This window comes from Pectobacterium aquaticum (assembly GCF_003382565.3).
Classification (GTDB): domain Bacteria; phylum Pseudomonadota; class Gammaproteobacteria; order Enterobacterales; family Enterobacteriaceae; genus Pectobacterium; species Pectobacterium aquaticum.
The window spans coordinates 2,174,336-2,194,521 of the sequence record NZ_CP086253.1 but is presented as its reverse complement, the minus strand read 5'-3'; the positions used below and the strand labels follow the sequence as shown (position 1 = coordinate 2,194,521).

Annotated in this window: 15 protein-coding genes; 5 read left to right on the top strand and 10 right to left on the bottom strand. The window is 54.8% G+C overall.

The window, feature by feature from the left end:
• Positions 1-128 precede the first annotated feature (128 nt).
• Entirely contained in the window at positions 129-1,601 is a 1,473-nt protein-coding gene (locus tag DMB82_RS10095) for an NAD-dependent succinate-semialdehyde dehydrogenase (protein ID WP_102116461.1), read from the bottom strand.
• A 10-nt stretch (positions 1,602-1,611) separates the two neighbouring features.
• Positions 1,612-2,877: a 4-aminobutyrate--2-oxoglutarate transaminase gene (locus tag DMB82_RS10090; protein ID WP_116162908.1), complete on the bottom strand. Its 1,266-nt coding sequence runs from the start codon at positions 2,875-2,877 to the stop codon at positions 1,612-1,614.
• 154 nt (positions 2,878-3,031) lie between these two features.
• Here DMB82_RS10090 and pdxR point away from each other — a divergent pair, with 154 nt between their 5' ends.
• Positions 3,032-4,525 (top strand): MocR-like pyridoxine biosynthesis transcription factor PdxR, encoded by a 1,494-nt coding sequence (gene pdxR / locus DMB82_RS10085; protein WP_102116459.1) that lies wholly within the window; start codon positions 3,032-3,034, stop codon positions 4,523-4,525.
• A 193-nt stretch (positions 4,526-4,718) separates the two neighbouring features.
• Positions 4,719-5,813: an ABC transporter ATP-binding protein gene (locus DMB82_RS10080; protein ID WP_102116458.1), complete on the top strand. Its 1,095-nt coding sequence runs from the start codon at positions 4,719-4,721 to the stop codon at positions 5,811-5,813.
• Positions 5,814-5,914: 101 nt separating this feature from the next.
• On the opposite strand, the gene DMB82_RS10075 is transcribed toward DMB82_RS10080, so the two are convergent.
• Positions 5,915-6,163 (bottom strand): GlsB/YeaQ/YmgE family stress response membrane protein, encoded by a 249-nt coding sequence (locus tag DMB82_RS10075; protein WP_102116457.1) that lies wholly within the window; start codon positions 6,161-6,163, stop codon positions 5,915-5,917.
• 276 nt (positions 6,164-6,439) lie between these two features.
• Positions 6,440-7,063 carry a helix-turn-helix transcriptional regulator gene (locus DMB82_RS10070; protein ID WP_102116456.1) on the bottom strand — a complete coding sequence of 208 codons (624 nt, stop codon included), beginning with the start codon at positions 7,061-7,063 and terminating at the stop codon, positions 6,440-6,442.
• 300 nt (positions 7,064-7,363) lie between these two features.
• Between DMB82_RS10070 and DMB82_RS10065 the strand changes: the two genes are divergently transcribed.
• Both DMB82_RS10065 and DMB82_RS10060 read left to right on the top strand, forming a co-directional pair.
• Positions 7,364-8,338: a threo-3-hydroxy-L-aspartate ammonia-lyase gene (locus tag DMB82_RS10065; protein ID WP_116162906.1), complete on the top strand. Its 975-nt coding sequence runs from the start codon at positions 7,364-7,366 to the stop codon at positions 8,336-8,338.
• Positions 8,339-8,347: 9 nt separating this feature from the next.
• Complete coding sequence (locus tag DMB82_RS10060) at positions 8,348-9,286, top strand: ornithine cyclodeaminase family protein (RefSeq protein WP_116162904.1); 939 nt, start codon at positions 8,348-8,350, stop codon at positions 9,284-9,286.
• Positions 9,287-9,304: 18 nt separating this feature from the next.
• Here the strand turns inward: DMB82_RS10060 and DMB82_RS10055 are convergent, their stop codons facing one another.
• Positions 9,305-9,862, bottom strand: coding sequence for a MarR family winged helix-turn-helix transcriptional regulator (locus DMB82_RS10055; protein WP_102116453.1), 558 nt, complete (start codon positions 9,860-9,862; stop codon positions 9,305-9,307).
• A 62-nt stretch (positions 9,863-9,924) separates the two neighbouring features.
• Here DMB82_RS10055 and DMB82_RS10050 point away from each other — a divergent pair, with 62 nt between their 5' ends.
• A complete protein-coding gene (locus DMB82_RS10050; protein WP_116162902.1) occupies positions 9,925-10,797 on the top strand; it encodes an EamA family transporter in 873 nt (290 codons plus the stop codon).
• A gap of 268 nt (positions 10,798-11,065) precedes the next feature.
• Here DMB82_RS10050 and narI read toward each other — a convergent pair whose 3' ends face one another.
• From narI to DMB82_RS10025, 5 genes are all read right to left on the bottom strand, one after another.
• Positions 11,066-11,755, bottom strand: a complete 690-nt coding sequence (gene narI, locus DMB82_RS10045; protein ID WP_116162900.1) for a respiratory nitrate reductase subunit gamma — start codon at positions 11,753-11,755, stop codon at positions 11,066-11,068.
• Positions 11,755-12,474, bottom strand: coding sequence for a nitrate reductase molybdenum cofactor assembly chaperone (gene narJ / locus DMB82_RS10040; protein WP_116162898.1), 720 nt, complete (start codon positions 12,472-12,474; stop codon positions 11,755-11,757). The genes narI and narJ overlap by 1 nt, the downstream gene beginning before the upstream one ends.
• Positions 12,467-14,047: a nitrate reductase subunit beta gene (gene narH / locus DMB82_RS10035; protein WP_039489275.1), complete on the bottom strand. Its 1,581-nt coding sequence runs from the start codon at positions 14,045-14,047 to the stop codon at positions 12,467-12,469. The genes narJ and narH overlap by 8 nt, the downstream gene beginning before the upstream one ends.
• Positions 14,047-17,808 (bottom strand): nitrate reductase subunit alpha, encoded by a 3,762-nt coding sequence (locus DMB82_RS10030; protein ID WP_116162896.1) that lies wholly within the window; start codon positions 17,806-17,808, stop codon positions 14,047-14,049. The genes narH and DMB82_RS10030 overlap by 1 nt, the downstream gene beginning before the upstream one ends.
• A gap of 685 nt (positions 17,809-18,493) precedes the next feature.
• Complete coding sequence (locus tag DMB82_RS10025) at positions 18,494-19,882, bottom strand: NarK family nitrate/nitrite MFS transporter (RefSeq protein ID WP_103199163.1); 1,389 nt, start codon at positions 19,880-19,882, stop codon at positions 18,494-18,496.
• Positions 19,883-20,186: the final 304 nt, after the last annotated feature.

Genomic DNA, 20,186 nt, shown 5'->3' with positions numbered 1-20,186 from the left:
TGATGCCATTTCGCCATTTTTGCCATGTTGTGGTGCAAGCCACCATTGTCTTGCACCATCCGGACACATTGCGCGTCGGGTGTGCGCGTGCCGATAGGGGCTATCGACACGCGTTTCTTACCGACGGTCTACCGTGAAAGATCAACGCAGAGATATTTCATTTCCAAATAGTCCTCGATACCGAAACGTGACCCTTCACGCCCCAGCCCAGACTGCTTCACCCCGCCAAACGGCGCGACTTCATTCGAGATCAACCCGGTATTAATGCCGACCATGCCGTAGTCCAGCGCTTCCGGCACCGTCCACTGACGCACGGCATCACGCGTGTAGACATAAGCTGCCAACCCAAACTCGGTATCATTCGCCATCGCTATCGCCTCGGCCTCATCGCTGAAGCGGAACAGTGGTGCCACAGGCCCGAACGTCTCTTCGCGGGCAAAACGCATTTCGCGCGTCACCCCGCCGACGATGGTTGGCGTGAAGAACGTGCCGCCCAGTTCGTGGCGTTTACCACCCAACAGCAGCGTTGCCCCGCGCGATAACGCATCAGCAATGTGCTGTTCAACCTTGCTAACCGCATCGGCATCAATCAGCGGCCCCTGCGTCACGCCCGGTTGTGTACCGTCGCCGACGTTCAACTTGCGCACTTCCTCAACTAGCCGTTCGACCAGCGTCGGGTAAATACCGTTCTGCACGTAGATCCGGTTGGCGCAGACGCAGGTCTGACCGCTATTACGGAACTTGGAGGCCAGAATGCCTTTCACCGCCTGCTCCACATCGGCATCATCGAACACGATAAACGGCGCGTTGCCACCCAGCTCCAGCGACAGCTTTTTCACCGTTGGCGCGCTTTGCGCCATCAGGATACGGCCCACTTCCGTCGAGCCGGTAAAGCTCAACTTGCGCACCACCGGGCTATCACACAGCACTTTACCGACCGACTGCGCATCACCGACGATGACCTGCAATACGCCGCGCGGAATACCAGCCTGCTGCGCCAGTTCCGCCAGCGCCAGCGCGGTAAACGGCGTTTGCTCGGCAGGTTTAACGATCATCGTGCAGCCTGCCGCCAGCGCGGGCCCGACCTTACGCGTAATCATTGCCGCCGGGAAATTCCACGGCGTAATCGCGGCACACACGCCAATGGGCTGCTTAATCACCAGCAAACGCTGCTGCCCCTGCGGGGATTGCAGCACGCTGCCTTCAATGCGCTTGGCTTCTTCCGCAAACCAGTCGATGAAGCTGGTCGCATAGGCGATTTCGCCCCGCGCTTCCGCCAACGGTTTTCCCTGCTCCGCCGTCAGCAGCGCAGCCAGATCTTCCTGATTGTCCATAATCAGGCGCGCCCACGCCTGCAATAGCGCGGCACGTTCTTTTCCCGTCTTTTTACGCCATTCAACTAACGCCAACTCTGCGGCGGCAATCGCCCGCTCAGTTTGTGACACCGTCACTAACGGTACACTACCCAACACCGCGCCCGTCGCCGGATTGGTGACATCCAGACGTTCACCGCTTTGGCTGTCTTGCCACTCGCCGTCAATCAGGCAGTGTTGACGGAATAAAGTTTTTTGTTTCAATGAAATGGATGATTTCAGTTGCATAGCTTCTCTTCTATCGTGTTAATACGCGCGTCAGGATGTTCATCGCCTTGCTGAACTGATCGTCAGGCACCGTTAACGGGTACAGGAAACGGATCACGTTGCCATGTACGCCACAGGTCAGCAGCAGCAGACCGGCTTCCAACGCGCTTTTCTGAAATTGGCGGGTAATTTCTGCCGACGGTTTACCCGTATTCGGATCGTTAAACTCTGCCGCCACCATCGACCCCTGTGCACGAATCGCCACCAGTGCCGGACACTGCGCTTTGATTTTCTCCAGTGTTTCCACCAGTGCGGCACCCAGACGCTGTGCGCGTTGGCACAATTTCTCTTCTTCAATCACGTCCAATACCGCCAGCGCCGAAGCAACCGACAGTGGGTTACCCGCATAGGTGCCGCCCAATCCGCCCGGCGAGGGAGCGTCCATGACGTCAGAACGACCGACGACACCGGAGATCGGGAAGCCGCCGCCCAGGCTTTTCGCCATGGTGATCAGATCCGCTTTCTCCGCATAATATTCCATCGCAAACAGCTTACCGGTACGCGCAAAGCCCGTCTGCACTTCGTCGGCAATCAGCAGGATGCCATGCTCGTCACACAGTTTACGCAGCCCGCTGATAAAGGCTGGCGGCGCGACGTGGAAACCGCCTTCGCCCTGTACCGGCTCCAGCAGAATAGCGGCAACCTGATCGGCGGCGATGTCGGTATGCATCAGACGTTCGACGCTTTCCAACGCCTGTTCAACGGTGATGCCTTGCTTCTCATTCGGATAAAGCGCGTGAAAAATAGAGCCGGGGAACGGGCCGAACCCTGTGGAATACGGTGCCACTTTGCCCGTCAGCGTCATCGTCAGCAGCGTGCGGCCGTGGAACGCCGCGTTGAAGGCGATCACGCCGGGGCGTTTGGTGTATGCGCGAGCGATTTTCACCGCGTTTTCTACCGCTTCAGCACCGGTGGTAAAGAACGTGGTCTTTGCCGCACCGTCAATGGGTGCCAGCGCGTTGATGCGCTCGGCCAACGTGACATAACTGCCGTAAGGCACAATCTGGTAGGCCGTATGGGTAAAGCGATCCAACTGCTCACGCACCGCCGCGACAATCTTCGGGTGGCGGTGGCCGGTATTCAGTACCGCAATCCCGGCGGCAAAATCGATAAATTCCTGCCCTTCCACATCCCACAGGGTGCTGTTTTCCGCACGCTCGGCATAGAAATCACACATGACACCCACACCACGCGGTGTGGCGGCCAGACGGCGTTGATTCAGTTCGCTATTCTTCATGGTCTGCTCCGGTATCTCAAACACATCGGTTAGTCGTTGAACGATGGTGAGTCGAACGATGATTGCTAGTTTAGTTACAAGATGATGATGTCATTTAGACGCGAGATGGTTCTATAATCCAGTGCCAGTTTTGAATATTTGAAGGATCCACTTTTTGCGCTCACTTCTGACCGACTTATTGCTTCAGCGTTTAGCAAACCAACAAGACGGCGCGCTGAACAAGCGTTTGTACGACTGCATTCGGCTAGCAATTCTTGATGGCGCGATTGCCGCTGGCGAGCGTTTGCCGTCATCACGCGATCTGGCGCAGCAGTTGTCGCTGTCGCGCAATACCGTACTGACGGCTTACGAACAGCTACTGGCAGAAGGCTATATTGAAGCGCGCAAAGGAAGCGGGACTTTCGTCACGGAACAGTTACCCGATGGCAATATGCAGCCGGTGAACAGCGACAACGCCGGGGAGATACGTGAGCCTAAGCATGAGCTCTCGCGTCGCGGCATGCATCTACTGGGCTATGCCGGTGCTTCCGTCCGGCAATGGGGGGCGTTTATGCCCGGCATCCCAGATATCGCCAGCTTCCCTCATGATTTATGGCGGCGTATTCAAACGCGCCTGACAAAGCGTGTTCGACCCGAACAGCTCTCCTATTCGCCGATTGGCGGTTGCCCCGAACTACAGTTGGCATTGGTGGATTACCTGCGCGTCGCCCGTTCTGTGGAATGTACGCCGGAGCAGATTCTGATTACCGAAGGCACTCATCAGGCGATGGATTTGCTGGCTAAAATGCTGTGCAACCCCAGCGATCTGGCCTGGATTGAAGATCCCTGCTATTGGGGCATTCGTAATGTCCTGACGATTAACGGTCTGCGCATTGCTCCCGTCGATGTGGATGAACAAGGGCTGGTACCGCCAGAAGCGCTCTCACCCGACGATGCTCCACGCCTGATTTGCGTGACACCGTCACATCAGTATCCGCTGGGTGCGGTGATGAGTCTGGCGCGGCGTCAACGGCTGCTGGCACTGGCGCAGGAGCACGGCTGCTGGGTCGTTGAGGATGATTACGACAGCGAGTTTCGCTTTTCCGGTAGCCCGATTCCCGCGTTACAAGGGTTACAGGCGCAATCGCCGGTGATCTACATCGGCACATTCAGTAAAACGCTCTACCCCGGCCTGCGTGTGAGTTACATGGTGCTACCACCGCTGCTGGCGCAGTCGCTGAAGACGGCACATTCCGAACTCTATCGCGGCGGGCACTGGCTCACGCAGGCGACGCTCGCGCAGTTTATCCGCGAAGGCCACTACGCCGCGCATATCCGCCGTATGCGTCTGCTGTATGCCAAACGTCGCGCGCTATTGACGTCACTAATCGAACAGCATCTGGGGGCAGATTACGTCGGAGACAACAGCAACGCTGGGCTGCATATGCTGCTCAGCCTGCCTTCCCACATCGATGATGTTGTATTGAGTGCTGCGATTTTGCGCCGTGGCGTGATGGTCAAACCGCTTTCCAGCTACTATCTGCAACCGACGCCGCAGCGCGGTTTATTACTGGGCTACGCCAGCGTGGAAGAGAGCCACATGACGCAGGCTTTTTCCGTGATTGTGGCCTGTATTCAGGCGCTGAATCCCCCTCATTCTGACGCCTGACAGCTCCCGTTTTTATATGCGTTCCTTCGCACCGTTACGGTGCCACCCGCCCTCGATGCGCCCCATTACTGCGCACCCGTTGTCGTGAACAATGGCGTTATGACGCATTGCAACGCGGTATTTTCTACTCGCTAAACATCCGGCATGGTTTATGCATTCTTATGAATAACAAGTGACTGCCGGAGAGTGAAAAATGAGAAATTATGTCAGCTTCAAGAATGTTCAGAAGACCTATGACGGCGACCGCCTGATCGTAAAAAACCTTAATCTGGATATCCATGAAGGTGAATTTCTGACCCTGCTTGGGCCATCCGGCTCGGGAAAAACCACCAGTCTGATGATGCTCGCCGGCTTTGAAACCCCGACGCAGGGGGAAATTATGCTGCGCGACGCCCCGCTGCACCATCTCCCGCCGCACCAGCGCGACATCGGCATGGTGTTTCAGAACTACGCGCTGTTCCCCCACATGACCGTGGCGGAGAATCTGGCGTTTCCACTCTCCATCCGCCGCCTGAACCGTGCCGATATCAAAGAGAAGGTGGATCGGGTACTGGATCGCGTGAAGCTCACCAGTCTAGCCGATCGCTATCCCGCCCAGATGTCCGGCGGCCAGCAGCAGCGTGTGGCGCTGGCTCGCGCACTGGTTTTCGAGCCAAAGCTGGTGCTGATGGATGAACCTTTGGGCGCGTTGGATAAGCAACTGCGTGAGCATATGCAGTTGGAAATTAAAGAGCTACACCAGTCGCTGGAGTTAACCGTGGTGTACGTCACCCATGACCAGAGCGAAGCGATGACCATGTCCAACCGCGTCGCCGTGTTTAACGATGGCGTGATTCAACAGATGGACAGCCCCAGCGACATCTACGAAAAACCGGAGAATGCGTTTGTGGCGCAGTTTATCGGCGAAAACAATACGCTGCTCGCCACGCGTGCCGAGGCCGAAGGCGCATTCTATCGAGCAACGCTGGACGACGGCACTTCGCTACGCGCACTGAAAGTCCGTCCTAGCTCGTCAGGCCGAAAAATTACGCTCTGCATCCGTCCAGAACGTATTCACGTCAACGCGGCTCACGTCGATGACGGCATGCAGCACGTCAAAGCCCGCATTCAGCAGTTCATCTATCTGGGCGATCACGTCAGGATGATGACGGAAGTGGCAGGCCAGCCGCAGTTTATGGTGAAACTCCCCGCCAACGAGATTCAGCCGCACTGGAAAGCCGGCACCGAAGTCAATCTGTCATGGCAACCGGAACACCTGCGGGCGCTGGATAGCATCGTAACGCATTAGGCGTGGCGCACTGACAGCACCAAGAATATGCGGGAAAAACCATCAGACAGGAAATAAGAAAGGAAGCACGTTGCCCCTGCACAGGGGCAACGGATACAAAATTAATCCCGAATCTTGCGGTATCCCCACAGCACGACAAGCGCGCCGACAACCGCCACCACAAAACTGCCGAAATTAAAGCCATCGACACGGCCGAACCCAAAGAAAACGCTGATGTAACCCCCTACGACCGCACCAACAATTCCGAGCAACACCGTCAGGATAAAACCGCCGCCGTCTTTACCGGGCATAATCCACTTAGCCAGAATCCCCGCAATCAAGCCAAAAATAATCCAGGACAGAATACCCATACCTACTCCTCGCGTTTTCGTTCCACCACACCCGACATGGCCGCTCGTTGGCAAATCGGGCAGTGAAGCGAGTATAGGTGAGGATTGGTAACGGGAGGTAGCAAAACGATACTGTGGCGCTCTTCAGAAAATCTTCTTCAATGGCTTCGTGAAGACATTCAGGTAGTAAACGACGACGTTGAAGGTGAGTATTTTTTAGGCGATAATAATCTCAATGAGAACGAATCTAATGGAGGTGAAAATGGCAACTAACAGAAAAAAACCTATGATCCACCCCTAATCCTTCGCATACAAATACACCGAAGCACGCGATACGCCGAGGTGTTGTGCGATGGTCTCCATCGATTTTTTGACTTCCAGCAGGCCGCTATCTTTCAGTTCCTGAAGCAGGATTTTTCTGTCCTGCGCTTTTAATGCCCGTGGCGTGGTGGCAAGCCGGGCGGCGAAGTGATCGATGTGTTGTCTGATCGCCGCTGCGCCGTTTGGCTCCAGATGCTCCGTTACGGAGTCCGACGAGAGCTGTGTGAACTGCGCCAGCGCATTTTGCATGCCGCGAAAGAGCGTCATATCGACGTTCAGGCACAGCGCCGCGACATAGTCGCCCTCCGCATTTTTGATGCCGACCGAGGTGCTTTTTACTGGGCGTCCGTCCGCAAACTGGTTGGCGTAGTTCGCCAAGATATTGGGAAACTCGGGCGAGGCGATGCGGGCAAGACCCAGTTCCGTCGCGGGCGCCCCCACCTCCCTGCCGGAGAGGTTATTGTGAATGGAAAGTATCGCGTGTTCTGGGTTCTTCAGATCGTGCACAACCACTTCACAGAATGGCGCGAACGTTTCGCTCAGCCCTTTGGCTATCACCTCTAACTGCGTGAGCAGCAGGCCTTCTCCAGATGCAGACATATTCCTCTCCCATTCCTCTACCCATGCTTGCGCAAGCGCGTTTTCTGGCGCTGAGTGTACTGTAAGTACACTTGATTTAGTACCACACGCGATGTCGTCAGCGGTCGCTCCTGCTTCCGTGACACGTACTCATTCCTATTTTTTTCAGCGGCACGCGATGCACCTCACGGTAGTCAAAAACCTAAAGACAAATCAAATTAGACAATTTATCTAATTTTATATATTTTGTTTATGACGCATTCGACAGTATCGGGACGACGGTTCCGGTATTCATAATCACTCACATCGGATTATCCAACTATGAACGACTTACGCCTCCCCACTTTCGACGACGTGGTAGCCGCAGCGGAACGTATTGCTGGCTATGCCAATAAAACGCCAGTGATGACATCACGCACGGTCAATGACACATTCGGCGCAGAGGTTTTCTTCAAGTGTGAAAACTTCCAGCGTACAGGCGCATTTAAGTTTCGCGGTGCCATGAATGCCTTATTACAATTCACTGACGCGCAAAAAGCGGCTGGCGTGGTCACCTTCTCTTCCGGTAACCATGCGCAGGCGATTGCGCTGGCCGCCACATTACTCGGTATTCCCGCAACGATTGTCATGCCTCACGATGCCCCCGCGATAAAGATCGCCGCAACACGGGGCTACGGTGGCAACGTGGTGCAATACAATCGGTACACTGAAGATCGTGAGCAGATCGGTAACGATCTGGCGAAAAAGCATGGCCTGACGCTCATTCCCCCTTTCGACCATCCGCATGTTATTGCTGGGCAAGGAACGGTGGTGAAAGAGCTATTGGAAGAGACTGGCGAATTGGATGCCTTGTTCGTCTGCGTAGGTGGTGGGGGTCTGCTGGCGGGATCTGCGCTTTCCGCCCGTCAGTTGTCTCCACACTGCAAAGTTTATGGCGTCGAACCTCTCGCGGGCAACGATGGGCAGCAATCGTTTCGCAGTGGCCATATCGTGCATATCGACACACCGCAAACCATTGCCGATGGCGCACAAATACAGCAACTCGGCCGCTATCCCTTCGCCCTGATTCGTCAGAACGTCGACGATATTCTGACCGTGACGGACGATGACCTGATTGACACGATGCGGTTTTATGCCGAGCGCATGAAGATCGTCGTGGAGCCAACAGGATGCCTCAGCTTTGCAGCGGCGCGCAATCTCAGGGAATCACTACGCGGTAAACGCATCGGCATTATTATCAGCGGTGGGAATGTCGATATCAGCCGCTACGGCGCATTTCTGACCGGCAATGCCTAAGGAAAAATGATGATCTTTATTTCTGAAGCGGAATCGGCAGCACTTATCAGCCATGAACTGGCTTATGACGCCGTTCGTGAAGCCCTGATCGCCGCCAGCAAACCGGAAGCACGCAGTTTTCCAGTGGTGCACGGGCAAGGCTCCGATCCGATCAACACCTTCAGCATTAAGGCCTCAGCAACCTATGAACTCGCGGGACTAAAAGTCGGTTCGTTCTGGCCGGGAAACCCCGCTAACGGGCTGCCTCGCCATAATTCCCTCATTCTGCTGTTCGATCAGCAAATCGGCAAAATCGCCGTCGCGATTGAAGGCGGAAAGGTGAACGCCTTTCGTACCGCCGCTGCCAACGCCGTTGCCGCCGATTTGCTGGCAAGACCCGATGCCTCAGTGCTGGCCGTGTTCGGCACCGGCAATCAGGCGCGCTATGAGTGCGCCGCGCTGGCAAGAATACGCCCCATTCGTACCCTGCTGATCGTCGGGCGCGATAGCAGAAAATCCGCAGAGATGGCGCAAGAATTCAAGGCAGTCGGACTGGATGCGCACGTCAGCGATGCCGAAAGCGCATGTCGCGCGGCGGATATCATCGTGACCGCAACGCCATCACGCACGCCGCTGTTTAACGCCGAATGGGTTAACACCGGAACGCACGTTGTCAGCATGGGATCGGACGCCGTCGGCAAGCAGGAACTGCCGCCAAAGCTGTTTACCGCAGGTCGCCTGTTTTGCGATCTGCCTTCCCAGTCCCGCATGATCGGTGACTTCCAACACGCGCCAACCCATGTAACGCTGACCGCCATTGGCGATGTGATTAGCAAAAGCGCAGCAGGACGACAAACACCGGACGATATCACCGTGTTTGACAGTTCCGGCTTGTCCATTCAGGACTTATATATCGGCCAACGCATTCTTGCCGCCTGGCAGCAGGCTAAACAAACTGAAGGTGCATAATGAACAATATTGACTGGCTTAACGCGCTGGAAACGCCCTTTTTACTGATTGAGCGCCCCCGGCGTCACTCTCCAGCCCTCGCAATAGCGCAGCAAGGTTAGCATCAAGAGAAGCCAGAACCTCGGCAGGCAGCACCGATAACACCTGACGCTCATTCTCAATGTGTGCTTCAACCGCGCGGTTAATCAGTTCAAGTCCCGTGCTAGTGAGTTGCACGAGCATACTGCGCGCATCCTGTTCGTTCTGCACGCGTTCGATAAAGCCTCGGGTTTCAAGGCGTTTGAGTCGGTGGGTCATGGTGCCTGACGTCACCATCAGCGCGGAGAACAGCTCCGTCGGGCTAAGGCAATGTGGCGCACCTGCACGCCGCAGCGTAGCCAGCATATCAAACTCCCAACTGCTCAGTTCAAATCTGGAGAAACAGGCTTCCAGTCTCAGTTCGATGAACGCCGCACAGCGTCTGAGGCGTCCAATCGGCCCCATGGGGCTGGCATCCAGATCGGGCCGTTCGCGCCGCCACTGTTCAAGAATGGCATCTACCGCATCATATTCGCGTTCGCTGGTTTGATTTTTCATTTATCTTGACTTCAAGGTAATTAATCAACACTATCATGATATCTTGAATTGAAGGTAAAGTCATGAACACGATATCCTCACCACACTATTGGCGTGACGTCCTACTCACGGCGCTGGCTCCCGCGATTTGGGGGTCGACCTACATCGTGACATCAGAAATCCTGCCGCCGGATCGCCCTTTTACGGCGGCGCTTATCCGTGTATTGCCTGCGGGTCTGCTACTGCTCTTATTCACTCGCCGTTTCCCCGCACGGCGAGACTGGTGGCGCGTGCTTGTGCTCGGCGCTTTGAATATCGGCGTCTTTCAGGCACTGCTGTTTGTCGCCGCTTATCGCTTGCCTGGTGGGCTGGCGGCAGTCCTCGGCGCGATCCAACCGCTGCTGGTGATGGTGTTGGTCTGGGCCGTGGATCATCGCACGCCCAGACTGGCGACGCTGTGGTCGGCAATAATCGGTGTGGTCGGCATGGCTATTTTACTGCTGTCGCCGCAGACGACATTTGAGCCCGTGGGCGTCGCGGCCGCGCTGTTGGGCGCGGTCTGTATGGCGACGGGAGTCTGGTTAACACGTCGCTGGCAACTTGATTTGCCCGTACTGCCGCTGACCGGCTGGCAACTCTTCCTCGGCGGATTGATGCTGGCACCCGTCGCGTGGGTAGTCGATGCGCCTCTGCCTGCGTTAACGCTATCGCAATACGCCGCCTATATCTATCTCTGCCTGGCTGGTGCTGTGATCTCTTATGGGCTGTGGTTTCATGGCATAACCCGTCTGCCGACAGTTGCCGTTGCGTCATTAGGATTATTGAGTCCGTTAACTGCCGTGGTGCTGGGTTGGGTGTTACTTTCACAGTCGATGACCGGTACGGCGTTTCTGGGTTTGGCAATCGTCTTAGCCAGCGTCTTCGCCGTGCAATGGACGACGGCACAAAGCAAGTAATCGGCTGAGCTGCCGATGACGATCGTTGTTGGCGGGGAAAGATGAAAAGGAAACGATTAAAACAGCAGCGTTATCATAACGCCGCTGTTTTAAATTGATGACTGATCTATTTGTAAAACGAAAACGGGGTAATGGAATAGAAGAGTAAAGCGTCCGCGCCAGGGATGGCGCGGCTCGAGCTTACAGGGAGGTACTTGCAGCGTCTTTACGATCTATCCATTATCCCCGCTTCACGTACTTCATCAGCAAGCATTATTTTCTATCATATCTAGCGACGGTTACGCACTAACTGGTAGCGACGCGTCAGATACTCGACCGGTGCGCTCCAGATGTGAACCAGACGGCAGAACGGGAACAGAACGAACAGCGTCAGCCCCAGCACAATGTGCAGCTTAAAGATCAGCGCGACACCCGCCAGATGCTTAGATGCTCCCCCCTGGAAGAACGCCACGCTCTGCGCCCAACCGACCAGTTTCAGCATTTCACTGCCGTCCATATGCTGTGCAGAGAATGGGATCGTCAGCAGCCCTAAACCCGCCTGAATAACCAGCAGAGACAGAATGAGAATGTCGCCAACGCTGGACGTGGCACGAATGCGCGGGTTGGTCAGACGGCGTTTTAACAGCAGCACGCCTCCGACAAACGTCAGCAAACCTGCCGCACCACCGCCGAACATCGCCATTTTCTGTTTTACATCCATTGGCAGGAAGGCTTCGTACATCCAGTGCGGCGTCAGCATACCGAGGAAGTGCCCGGCAAATACGCCCAGAATCCCCAAATGGAACAGGTTAGACGCCAGACGCATCCCTTTCTTATCCAGCATTTGGCTCGAACCTGCGCGCCAGCTGTACTGGCCGTAGTCATAACGCAGCCAACTGCCAATCAGGAAAATCGCCATCGCCAGGTAAGGATAGATGTCAAAAAAGAACACATTAAAATAATTCGTGATTGCACTCATTAGCGTTGCCCTCCCGCTGATGTAGCGTCAAGATTCAGATATTGCGGCACCACCGCGCCAGCGAAGCGGCGTTGGTGTTGCGTTTGTTGGGCCGATGCGCAGCCTTCTTCGCTGAGGAACTTAACCTGTTCCTCTTCCCACACGGCATCCAGCGCCTGCGGCGTGTCGTCACGTGCTTCGTCAGCCACCTGATGTGTGACATCGTCACTTTTCAGGTCGCTACCGGACAACGCCAACAGCAGATCGAACAGCGTGGCATAGCTGCTGTCACGCTGCTGCAAACGCGCGCCAATCAACGCCAGAATCGGCGCGATGTCGAGTAAACCCGCGCGACTCTGCGCGGGCTCCAGACGAGAAAGATACTCAAGATACAGCGGCAGGTAGTCCGGCAGCTCACGGCAATCCAGCGCCAGACCGGCATCCTGATATTGCTGCATGAGATCGACCATCGCTTGACCACGATCGCGAGACTCACCGTGAACGTGTTCGAACAGCAGCAGCGAGGTCGCCCGACCGCGGTCAAACAGCCCGCTATACTCCGCCTGTTTGTCCAACAGATCCTGCGCGCACAGCGTGTTGATGAACTGCATGAGCAGATGACTCTCACGCAGCGGTAAAGCATCAGCCTGCTCTACCGCCTCGATCAACTCAGCCCGGTTTTCCCACAACTCGCTATCGGGATAGTCCAGCAGGCGGGCAATAATCCGCAGGCTAATCATGGTTCGTCTCCCGCATGATTTTGCTGTTCATATCGCGCGTTTTGCTGCTGACATCGATGGCATCAATACGCTTGCTGTTGAACAGGTTGAATTTAGTATCGCTGCCGTGGCAACCATCACCAAAGCTGAAGCCGCAACCTTTGCTTTCAGGGAAGGCTTCACGCGCCAATTCACGATGGCTTGATGGAATCACGAAACGGTCTTCGTAGTTCGCAATCGCCAGATAGCGGTACATTTCCTGCGCCTGCGCTTCAGTCAGCCCAACCTGCTCCAGCGCGCTGGTATCAATTTTGCCTTCTACGGTTTCTGCACGTTTGTAGTGACGCATCGCCAGCATACGTTTCAGCGCCAGCAATACGGGCTCGGTATCCCCTGCGGTCAGCAGGTTCGCCAGATATTGCACTGGGATACGCAGACTTTCGACGTCCGGCAGTACGCCAGTGTGCGCCAATTGCCCCGCATCCGCGGCAGACTGAATCGGTGACAACGGCGGCACGTACCACACCATCGGCAGCGTGCGGTATTCAGGGTGCAGCGGCAGCGCCAGCTTCCAGTCCATCGCCATTTTGTACACCGGCGACTGCTGTGCCGCTTCAATGACGCTGTTTGGAATACCATCTTTCAGCGCTTGTTCAATGACTTTCGGGTCATGCGGGTCAAGGAACACATCCAGTTGGCTCTGGTACAGATCTTTCTCGTTTTCCACAGAGGCCGCTTGCTCGATGCGGTCGGCATCATAGAGCAGCACGCCCAGATAGCGGATACGTCCGACGCAGGTTTCTGAGCAGAGAGTCGGTTGACCACTTTCGATACGCGGGTAGCAGAAAATACATTTTTCTGATTTGCCGCTCTTCCAGTTGAAGTAGATTTTCTTGTACGGGCAGCCAGTCAAGCACATACGCCAGCCGCGACACTTGTCCTGATCGATCAGGACGATGCCGTCTTCGCCGCGTTTGTAGATCGCGCCGCTCGGACAGGTCGCTACGCACGCTGGGTTCAGGCAGTGTTCGCACAGACGCGGCAGATACATCATGAACGTGTTTTCGAACTGGCCGTACATCTCTTTCTGCATTTCGTTGAAATGGACAGGATCGAAGTTTTTATCCTTAGAGCGTTTACTGAATTCACCACCCAGATCGTCTTCCCAGTTTGGGCCGTTCTCGATTTTCTTCATCCGCTGACCGGTAATCAGCGAGCGCGGACGGGCGACAGGCTGATGCTTACCTTCCGGCGCTTTACGCAGATTCTGGTAGTCGTAGTCGAACGGCTCATAGTAGTCGTCGATTTCCGGTACATCTGGGTTAGCGAAGATTTTGGACAACACGCTGATGCGGTTACCCATACGCGGTTCGAGCTTACCGCTGATTTTACGGATCCAGCCGCCCTTCCATTTTTCCTGATCTTCCCAGGCATGCGGATAACCCACGCCCGGTTTGGTTTCGACGTTGTTGAACCAGGCGTATTCCATCCCTTCACGGCTGGTCCAGACGTTTTTACAGCTAACGGAGCAGGTGTGACAGCCGATGCATTTGTCCAGATTCAGCACCATGCCCACTTGTGAACGAATTTTCATCAGGCTTTCTCCTGCTGTACCGCTTTTTGTACATAGTCCTGACCTTCATCATCCAGCCAGTCGATGCGTTTCATTTTACGAACTACGACGAATTCATCGCGGTTTGACCCAACGGTGCCGTAGTAGTTAAAGCCATAAGCCAATTGGGCATAGCCGCCGATCATATGGGTCGGTTTCGGCGTGATACGGGTTACCGAGTTGTGAATACCGCCGCGCTGCTGGGTAATTTCCGATCCCGGCAGGTTAATAATGCGTTCCTGCGCGTGGTACATCATGGTCATTCCCGCTGGCACACGCTGGCTGACAACCGCACGCGCCGTCAGCGCACCGTTGGCGTTGAACGCTTCTATCCAGTCGTTATCCTCAATACCCAAATCTCTTGCATCGTCTTCGCTCAGCCAGATAATCGGGCCACCGCGACCCAACGTCAGCATCAACAGGTTGTCGCTGTACGTGGAGTGAATGCCCCATTTTTGGTGCGGCGTCAGGAAGTTCAACGCTTTTTCTGGGTTGCCGTTAGGTTTCTGATTCATCACCGGTGCAGCAGCACGGGTATCGACCGGCGGACGGTATACCAGCAGGCTTTCACCGAAGGCACGCATCCATTCATGGTCTTGATACAGCTGTTGGCGACCGGACAGCGTACGCCACGGAATCAGCTCGTGAACGTTGGTATAACAGGCGTTATAGGAAACGTGTTCGTCTTCCAAACCAGACCAGGTCGGGCTGGAGATGATCTTGCGCGGCTGCGCCTGAATGTCGCGGAAGCGAATTTTCTCGTCTTCTTTATTCAGTGCCAGATGCGCGTGGTCACGACCGGTGAATTTGCTCAGCGCTTCCCACGCTTTCACAGCCACCTGACCATTGGTTTCTGGGGCCAGAGACAGAATCACTTCTGCCGCATCGATCGCCGTTTCAATCTTCGGACGACCCGCCGCCGCACCTTCAGTCTTGGTGTAGTTCAGCTTTTTGAGGAAATCGACTTCGGTCTGTGTGTTCCAACCGATGCCTTTACCGCCGTTGCCCAGCTTGTCCATCAACGGACCAAGCGAGGTGAAACGTTCGTACAGGTTCGGGTAATCGCGCTCCACCATCATCAGGTGGGGTGCAGTTTTGCCCGGAATCAGATCGCATTCGCCTTTTTTCCAGTCATCCACGCCGAACGGCTGCGCCATTTCTGCCGGGGAATCGTGTTGGATTGGCAAGGTAACCAGATCAGTTTCCTGACCAAGGTGTCCCTGACAGACGCGGGAGAAGGTTTTCGCGATGCCTTTGTAGATTTCCCAGTCGCTTTTGGAATCCCACGCTGGATCGACAGCCGCAGATAGCGGGTGAATAAACGGATGCATATCCGAAGTATTCATGTCGTCTTTTTCGTACCAGGTTGCCGTTGGCAGGACGATGTCGGAATACAGGCAGGTACTGGACATACGGAAATCAAGCGTCACCACCAGATCCAGTTTGCCTTCAACGCCTTGATCGCGCCATTCCACTTCTTCCGGCTTCACGCTGCCCGCCGTGCCCAGATCTTGCCCTTGAATACCGTGCTCCGTACCCAGCAGGTACTTCAGCATGTATTCGTGGCCTTTACCGGAGGAACCCAGCAGGTTAGAACGCCAGATGAACAGGTTACGCGGGTAGTTTTGTGGACTATCCGGCTGTTCAGCGGCAAATTTGATTTCGCCTGATTTCAACGCAGCAACGGTATAGTCCTGCGGCGTGACACCGGCGGCACGCGCTTTTTCTGCGATATCCAGCGGGTTAACGTTCAACTGCGGTGCAGATGGCAGCCAGCCCATACGTTCGGCGCGCACGTTGAAGTCAATCATGCTACCAGTAAAGCGGGATTTATCTGCCAGTGGTGACAGCAGTTCCTGCGGCGCGACGGTTTCATAACGCCACTGGCTGGAATGGTTATAGAAGAACGACGTACTGTTCATGTGACGAGGCGGACGCTGCCAGTCCAGACCAAACGCCAGCGGCGTCCAACCGGTTTGCGGACGCAGTTTTTCTTGTCCGACGTAGTGCGCCCAACCGCCACCGCTCTGACCGACACAGCCGCAGAAGACCAGCATGTTGATGATGCCGCGGTAGTTCATGTCCATGTGATACCAGTGGTTGATACCGGCACCGACGATGATCATGGAACGGCCGTGCGTTTTATCGGCGTTATCCGCAAATTCACGCGCAATGCGGATGATGTTCTGACGAGAAACGCCCGTAATCTTCTCGGCCCAGGCTGGGCTGTACGCTTTCACATCGTCGTAATCACGCGCGCAGTTGTCGTCGCCCAGACCGCGATCCAGGCCGTAGTTCGCCATTGTCAGGTCATACACGCAGGCAACCAGCGCTTCGCTACCGTCAGCCAGCGTCAAACGCTTAACCGGCAGTTTGTGCAGCAGGATTTCTTCTAGCGCAACGTTGTTGAAATGTTCGCTGACCGCGCCGCCAAAATACGGGAAGCCAACATCAACCACATCGTCGTGCGACCCCAGCAGGCTCAAGCGCAGCTTCACTTCTTCGCCGCTCACGCCATCACGCTGTTCCAGATTCCATTTGCCCTGATCGCCCCAGCGGTAGCCGATCGACCCTTGCGGTGCCGTCAGGTTGCCGCTTTCATCGTCAATCGCGATGGTTTTCCACTGCGGGTTGTTGTCTTGGCCGAGGTTGTCCACCAGATCGGAGGCACGCAGCATACGACCCGCCGCGTAGTAGCCATCTTCACGCGGTTCCAGCAGCACCAGCATCGGTAAGTCCGTGTATTGACGAACGTACTCGCTGAAATACTGGCTCGGTTTGTCGAGGTGGAACTCTTTCAGAATAACGTGGCCCATTGCCAGCGCCATCGCGCTGTCGGTACCTTGTTTCGGATTCAGCCAGTGGTCGCACAGCTTGGCGATTTCAGCGTAGTCCGGCGTGACCGCAACGGTTTTGGTGCCTTTGTAGCGAACTTCCGTAAAGAAGTGGGCATCTGGCGTACGGGTTTGCGGAACGTTAGAGCCCCAGGCAATGATGTAAGAGGAGTTATACCAGTCTGCCGATTCCGGTACGTCAGTCTGCTCACCCCAGGTCATGGGTGATGCTGGTGGTAAGTCACAGTACCAGTCATAGAAGCTCAGGCACACGCCGCCGAGCAGAGAAAGGTAACGCGCACCCGCCGCGTAGGACACCATCGACATTGCAGGAATCGGTGAGAAACCGATCACGCGGTCTGGGCCGAAGGTCTTGGTGGTGTAAACGTTAGAGGCAGCAATCAGCTCGTTAACTTCGTTCCAGTCAGAACGAACGAAGCCACCACGGCCGCGAATTTGTTTGTAGTATTTGGTTTTTTCGGGGTCATTGACGATGGACGCCCAGGCATCCACCGGATCGCTGTGCGTCAGTTTCGCTTCACGCCACAGTTTCATCAGGCGCTTACGCATCATCGGGTATTTCAGGCGGTTGGCGCTGTAGAGATACCAGGAGTAGCTGGCACCGCGCGGGCAGCCGCGAGGTTCATGGTTAGGCAGGTCCGGGCGGGTACGCGGATAGTCAGTCTGCTGCGTTTCCCACGTCACCAGACCGTTTTTCACATAAATCTTCCAACTGCATGAACCGGTACAGTTTACCCCGTGGGTAGAACGTACGATTTTGTCATGCTGCCAGCGACTGCGATAGCCGTCTTCCCAGTCACGATTGGTATTGAGGGTCTGGCCATGACCATCGGAAAACGGTTCGGCCAGTTGTTTGAAGTAACGTAACCGGTCAAGGAATTTGCTCATCCGGACTCTCCTGCTGCGAAGCCTGCTGGCCCCTGTCGTTATGAAATGCTCGTAGCAGACATCTGTTTTTGCTTACGACACATCGCTCAAGTTGGCGCAAGGGTATCCAGCAACCGCGTGGTCAAACTTGATAACGATCAAGAGTGTCACCCTGTGAAAAACGGAGTACACCGCCAACTACCACCAAAGAATTATTATGGAAAAATTACGTAATTAAATGATTTTAAAAGATAAAAACAAAACCATTCGTTTTGTGCTTATACTGAATTCATACACACGACTATTTAGAGGTAGTAGTCGAAAGGCGACGGGAAATTGTGCGCAAAAGAGAGATTACCTATTAGTTCTCTGTCCTTATTTTTCTGGCGTAAAAATTATGCTGAGGAGAGATCGGACTTAGGATGAGCCGCAGGGATGCGGCGAAAGCTTGCGCCACGTCGGGAACGTGTCGCAAGCGATCCGCAAAGTCCGATACCGACGAAGGCACCGCGTCAGCGGCATAATTTCCGCCGAAAGCCTGGGGTCACGGGGCGAGCGGCGTGTGAGCCGTCCCGTGTCGGGCGCGTGCTACGGAGTAGCATGAACATGACGGTATTACCGCGCACGAAACCGTCTCTTAGCCAGCATAAATAAAAATGTGGCTAAGAGACACCCAGCCAAAGGGAGGAACGAGGAGGCTCAACGCTTAGCGTTGCTTTCTGGCATAGAACAGCCAGGTTACCAATACGCACACCACGTAGCACACCACAAACACCTTCATCGCACCGGTGGGTGACCCCGTTAACTCAAGCGACATCCCAAAAGCCTGAGGAATGAAGAAACCGCCAATAGCACCAATGGCTGAGATAAAGCCCAGCGCCGCTGCGGTATCCGTGGCGGCCGCACGCTGCGCATCCGCATCGCTTCCACCTTGTGTTTTCACGCGATCTGCCGTTAATTTACGGAAAATCACGGCGATCATCTGGAATGTGGACCCGCTACCCAGACCGGCCGTCAGGAACAGCATCATGAAAATGCCAAAGAACATCCCGAATGAACCCGCAGAGTTCGCACTCGGCAGAGACAGGAACAACAGCACCGAGAAAATCGTCATCAGGATGAAGTTAATCAGCGTCACTTTTACACCGCCAAAGCGGTCAGAAAGCATGCCACCAACCGGACGCGCCAATGCTCCCAGCAGTGGCCCAAAGAACGCGTAGTACAAAATCACGATGTCTGGGAACTGCGTTCTGGACAGCATGCCGAAGCCTGCCGAGAAACCGATAAATGAGCCAAACGTGGACAGATACAGGAAGCTGAGTACCCACAGGTGCATCTGCTTCAAAACGGGCAACTGCTTGCGTATTGATGCATTGGCAGTCGACAAATCGTTCATACCAAACCAGGCAGCGGTTGCAGCAATAACCAAGAATGGTACCCACATCCAGGCAGCATGATGCAGCCAGATCTGGTTGCCGTCAGGCTGAACAACGCCATTGCCGGAAAAACCCAGAATCGGCAGGAAAATCACCACTGGCACCAGCAGTTGCATCACACTCACGCCGAGGTTACCCAGTCCGCCGTTGATGCCTAACGCGCTACCCTGACGTGATTTAGGGAAGAAGAAACTAATGTTCGCCATGCTGGATGCGAAATTCGCCCCCGCGAAACCACACAGCAGAGAAATCGTCACGAAAACGCTGTACGGCGTTTGCGGATTCTGTACGGCAAAGCCAAGCCAGATGCATGGGATAACCAGAATGATGGTACTTAACGTCGTCCAACGGCGACCGCCAACCATGGGGATAACGAAGGAGTAAGGGACGCGCAACAGCGCGCCGGAGACGGAAGGCAGCGCAGTAAGCAAAAATAACTGGTCTGTGGTAAAACTAAATCCGACCTTGTTTAGGTTAACGGCTACGGTACTGAAAATCATCCAGACACAAAACGACAACAGCAGGCATGGTACAGAGATCCAAAGATTACGCTGTGCTATCCGTTGTCCGCCAGATTGCCAGAATTTTGTATCTTCAGGATTCCATTCCCTTATCAGCGTGCTTTGCGATACTTTTTCGGGTGATGAAGGCTGCGTCATAAAAACCTCGATAAATAAAAACGCGGTAGAATTAAGGCGCAACATTAGGGATTACACCGCAGGTAAAGTTGATGCAAATCAACGCGCTGTCAGGTAAAAAAATCGTGTAAAAATAACCACACTCCTTAATGAGTAATAAAAATAGAAAAATAAGCAACGATAATTCAAGCTGTTATATCTCTATTTTTTCTTACTGTCATATCCCCTTTCAAGGAATGGATATTCGGTGGTACTCACTAGTGGGTATGGGGTTATCATGTAGGATCGGGAAAAATGCCAAAAGGGTTATCCTTCTCGGTACTGG